The organism is Haloferax sp. s1, from assembly GCF_058382125.1.
Genome location: NZ_JBZRPK010000412.1, coordinates 1 through 4,324 on the forward strand (window position 1 = coordinate 1; position 4,324 = coordinate 4,324).

The window sequence follows — 4,324 nt, forward strand, 5'->3', positions numbered from 1 at the left end:
CTCCTCGGTTATTACGATGCGTTGAGCTAATTCTGCGTCGACTTTCTCTGGCAACGATCCGAACGAAACCGTCCCTAGCATGTCGGAACTCCACAGACTGTGTCGTATTGGTGAACAGCCTTGATAAACAGTGTACGTGGGACAACATCAGCACGCAACATGACGTCCCCATCATGTCCGGCATTGAGCCCTTGGTGACGGGACAATGATTGTTTGGACTCACTCATAAGATACTACCTCGGATTTCGTAGGCATGGTGTGTGTACAAATTCGAGTCACGTTCATATTTCATAGGTAGCGAGTCTTTGTGTCGTGTCACGGGCATCTTTTTGTTTGTAATCGGGTCAACAAGGCGCTTAGTAATCAGTTCTGACATGAATTATTTTTCATGTCTCGGTATAGTCCGGATTCTCAGCACCACAATGAGGGCAGACAGCTGCTTCCTTATCGAGCATTCCTCCGCAGGATTTACACCGAATTTGTTCGGCGTTATGGACGTCTCCAAGATATACCCAGTGTAAGGATTCTGTCCCGTCCATCCGCTGCTCCCGACGGACGTGATAGAGTGATACTTGATCCGTATTCACACCAGAACCTTCTGGATTAGGAGGGTGCTTTCGTACGAGCGCGTATGCGCCGTGGTCTTCTATTTTGAGGACCTCTCCAGCAGCGGCCGCTTCGATCTCTTCTTCGATTGGGGTCCGAAGCGTTTCGATACGGCGCTCAACGTACGAAAGCACGGATTTCAATTCAGGGAGTGCCAGCGAATCGATGTGCTGAATCAACGCATCGGGTACGGTATTCGGTGCTTTCGGGTCTTCATTTGAGTCACTCATGCATTTATCTCCATTGTGGGAGCATTCCAGTCTATCGCTTCACGCGGTGAATCGAGAGAGCAGCGCCATACATACGGTTCGGATACACTCACTGCGGTCATCGAGTTATTCCGGGGGGCGCCCTCATCGACGTTGCAACCGAGAGTGAAGGGTGGAATCATATTTGAAATCACACTATGACAGGATAAATACTTCCCACCTTTACAGAGATTCGAGGAGAGAGACAGAGTTTCACTTCTCAAAATTGTGCCGGGGTGGAACAGTGGCCCGAGGTCAAACGGGCTCCTAACGATATCTTAAAAGGATTTCCTGAATTATTCTTGTAGTATATAATGCCTCTTCAAATCGATGAGATCGATGAACAGATCCTGTATTATCTGTCGCAAGAGGCTCGCCACACCTCTTCACCAGATATCGCGGAGAAAGTTGACGTCTCGGCACCGACCGTACGGAATCGAATTCGCCGACTCGAGGAAGGTGGCGTAATCAGGGGGCACCATGCCGATATTGATTATCAGACGATAGGAGGTCGGCTCACGAACCATTACGTCTGCAGCACGGGGCCTCGAAACAGAGAGGAGATCGCCCAACGGGTCCTTGATCTCCCGGGTGTAATTAACGTTCGGGAGTTCATGTCCGGTAAGGGTGATCTCCGGATTACGGCCGTCGGGACCGACACTGAAGACCTCACACGGATCGCTCAGCAAATCGCATCTCTGGGTATCGAAATTGACACTGAGGACCTGATTCACCGCCAGTATTTCCGCCCTTATGGCCCCTTCGGTCCTCAAGATGAAAAGCTAGCGTCTCCAGTCGGAGGTGTCGATGGTTTGGCTGGGGACATCGACATCGTCGAGATACTTGTTAGAGACCGGGCTCCAATCGCTGGGAAGACACTTCAGGAAGCGAACGAAGAGGGACTCATTCCTTCAGATGTGCTGGTCGTCCGAATCAATCGTGATGAAGGAGCGATTACACCAACTGAGCAGACCTTTATTACGGAGGGTGATTTCGTCACAATCCATTCTCGACGTGGGGTCTCTGAAGAGACGGTAGCCGCATTCACTGGCCAGTGATTGTTACTCAAGACGCAGAAAATACATCCAAGTTACGCCGTGGCTCGACCTCCTCCCGTACCTAAAGGATATGCACTTGGGACGTATGCCGACGTTACTGAGAATGCGAATAGAATGCTGTTAGGATGGGGATTGCTCTTGACTTCCCGGGTATTCTTCATCTGACCCTTTGAAGGCGCCAAGATACGCCCAGTGGAGTTTCTCAGTTCCATCGGGCTGTTCTTCAAGAGTTACGCGATAGAGGTCGGGTTGTGTGTCGTTCGGGAGTTTTTGGACGACAAGAAATCCTTTCACGTCAGGACGGAGGCGAAGTATCTCACCTGAGGCCTCTTCACGGATGCGGGCCGCCACCGCTTCCTGGCTTTCAGTCAGACCCATTACTGTCCTCCATTGCGTCCATACCTTGTTTCCAGCGATAGTAGAGCGACCGCATCATCCCATCTGAATCTCTGGCCATGAGTACTGTTACGTCACTCCGCTGTGTGAGTGTTTGCTGAACACGCTCGAAAACGAGGCGCTTCAATCGAGATTGCTGTTCAGGGGCACCGATTACGGTGAAGTCGTGCGTCTGTGCTCTCTCGAGGATTACAGCCGTCGTATCTGTCGATTCTTGAAGTTCTGTGTCTACCGTCACGTCTGGACCCAAGACGTATTCTGCGAATTTGAGGAGTTCAGTGGCATCAGATTTCGCTTTTCCAGATGCGTCTGGGTCGATTACGTGTAGAACGGTGACTGGTGCATCAGCAGCAGTGGCTACCGCACGAGCGGCTTCCACAGCGAGTGCGGAGTGTGGTCCTTCCCCGACCGGGAGCAGTATCGAATCGATGGCCTCTGCTTCCGACTCGGCCAACGAAGCGACCGTATGTTCTTCCATGTCAGGGATATACAACGCGCCCTCCCCGCTTTGGGTTCCGAGGTTCTCGACGAACACGTCGCATTCGGCTTCTGCAAGGACGGTATCTATCGTACTACGAGAGAGAAGCCCTCTGTCATCGAGGCTCGTTCCCCGGAGCAATAGTACGGCCATCTCACTGCCCGACGCGAGGACGTCCAGAATCCCGCGCGTCGTATCGGTTACTACTCGAACAGTCGCGTTGATGGAGAGTGCTGGATCGAGATCTTGAGCAATATCGACAATTCGTGCCAGCTGGGACTGTCGCTCGTCAATAAATTTGAGTAGTTGAGTCGTGTCTGGTGTGGGCTGTTCGTCCGCTTCGATGTACTCTCGAACGGTATTGAGCGAGGCTTCATCGTCCACGGCTGCGAGTCCGAGTAACTGGACTCGACCGTCGTTGTCATTGGCGAGAGCAAGTGCTGTCTGTAGAAGCCGTCGAACGTTGATTCTGGTTTCTGGGTCGAAGAGTCCACCAGTTATCGGTACGACGACAGTGTAGTCCGGTGTGTGAGTGACTGGTCTACTTCGAATTAGTTCGTCACTTCTCGACTCTCTTTCGGGGTGTTGGACGGCGACTCGAACCTCGGATTCCGTGTCATTAGCTGGCATTGGAATCACCTGGTGAACGCGGCCGTAAGTCGGTCATTCGCTCCGTTTCTGGCGAACACGGTCACGGTGTCACCTGCCTGAACGTCGATTCCTCCTCTTGGGATGAGCAGTTCACCATCTCGGACGATTGCGACGATGACCGTCTCCTCGGGGAGGAGACCATCCTTGTCGGCGTCGCTCAGACTGAGCCCGGCGATTGGCGCTCCCTCGTCGACCGTGAGCTCGAAGATTTCGGCTCCGCCAGCGATTTCCATGAAATCTTGGATCTTCGGCCGTTGGACGGCCCGATAGAGGTACTGTCCGTTGAGTTCGTGTGGACTCTCGACGATATTTACGCCGAGGTCACCGAAGAGTTCGATATGCTGCGGATCGTTGATCGAACTGACGAGGTTCTCGACGCCGTACTGCTTGCCAAGCATCGAGATCATGAGGTTCACCGAATCGTTCTCTGTCGTCGAGATGAGTGCGTCAGCCTCTTCGATACCCGCTTCGAGGAGGATTTCCTTCGAGGCGGCATCGGCGTTGATGACCATGCAGTCGTAAGTCACGCTCACCTCTTCGGCTAGCTCTGTATCGCGTTCGATGACGACGACTTCGTTGTCGTCCTGGGTTGCGAGTTCGATTACTTTGCTTCCGGTGCGGCCTGCGCCGACGACGATGATGTACATTGTGAGTGTGGTAGGTGTTATTTAGCGGACGAGTCTCGAAGGCTCTCTGCGTACACCGGCGGTCCCGGGACATCGAGGACCGCCGGTGTGAAAATTTCCTGGTGGTACATGGTTCACCGCCGGAAGATGCTGTTTATCATGACGAGCACGGGAATGATCTCGAGGCGACCCATCCACATCTGGACGATGGAGAGAATCTCCGCGACGGCCGGCATCCCCGGACCGGGAATACCGGAGGCG

Annotated in this window: 5 protein-coding genes; 1 reads left to right on the forward strand and 4 read right to left on the reverse strand. The window is 53.2% G+C overall.

Annotation, left to right across the window (positions count from 1 at the left end; translation table 11 throughout):
* Window positions 1–386: 386 nt before the first annotated feature.
* Complete coding sequence (locus QT222_RS05475) at window positions 387–836, reverse strand: FmdB family zinc ribbon protein (protein ID WP_491476558.1); 450 nt, start codon at window positions 834–836, stop codon at window positions 387–389.
* Window positions 837–1,168: 332 nt separating this feature from the next.
* Here QT222_RS05475 and QT222_RS05480 point away from each other — a divergent pair, with 332 nt between their 5' ends.
* Window positions 1,169–1,912: an Lrp/AsnC family transcriptional regulator gene (locus tag QT222_RS05480; protein WP_491476559.1), complete on the forward strand. Its 744-nt coding sequence runs from the start codon at window positions 1,169–1,171 to the stop codon at window positions 1,910–1,912.
* Window positions 1,913–2,032: 120 nt separating this feature from the next.
* Here the strand turns inward: QT222_RS05480 and QT222_RS05485 are convergent, their stop codons facing one another.
* From QT222_RS05485 to QT222_RS05495, 3 genes are read right to left on the reverse strand one after another with little or no spacing between them, the layout of a single operon-like run.
* Window positions 2,033–2,290, reverse strand: coding sequence for a hypothetical protein (locus QT222_RS05485; RefSeq protein ID WP_491476560.1), 258 nt, complete (start codon window positions 2,288–2,290; stop codon window positions 2,033–2,035).
* A complete protein-coding gene (locus QT222_RS05490; RefSeq protein WP_491476561.1) occupies window positions 2,277–3,416 on the reverse strand; it encodes a universal stress protein in 1,140 nt (379 codons plus the stop codon). The genes QT222_RS05485 and QT222_RS05490 overlap by 14 nt, the downstream gene beginning before the upstream one ends.
* Before the next feature lie 5 nt (window positions 3,417–3,421).
* Entirely contained in the window at window positions 3,422–4,084 is a 663-nt protein-coding gene (locus QT222_RS05495) for a potassium channel family protein (protein WP_491476562.1), read from the reverse strand.
* Window positions 4,085–4,324: the final 240 nt, after the last annotated feature.

Coding starts and splice junctions, on each gene's coding strand:
- QT222_RS05480 (WP_491476559.1), top strand. CDS start 1,169: ATGCCTCTTCAAATCGATGAGATCGATGAACAGATCCTGTATTATCTG.
- QT222_RS05490 (WP_491476561.1), bottom strand. CDS start 3,416: ATGCCAGCTAATGACACGGAATCCGAGGTTCGAGTCGCCGTCCAACAC.
- QT222_RS05495 (WP_491476562.1), bottom strand. CDS start 4,084: ATGTACATCATCGTCGTCGGCGCAGGCCGCACCGGAAGCAAAGTAATC.
- QT222_RS05475 (WP_491476558.1), bottom strand. CDS start 836: ATGAGTGACTCAAATGAAGACCCGAAAGCACCGAATACCGTACCCGAT.
- QT222_RS05485 (WP_491476560.1), bottom strand. CDS start 2,290: ATGGGTCTGACTGAAAGCCAGGAAGCGGTGGCGGCCCGCATCCGTGAA.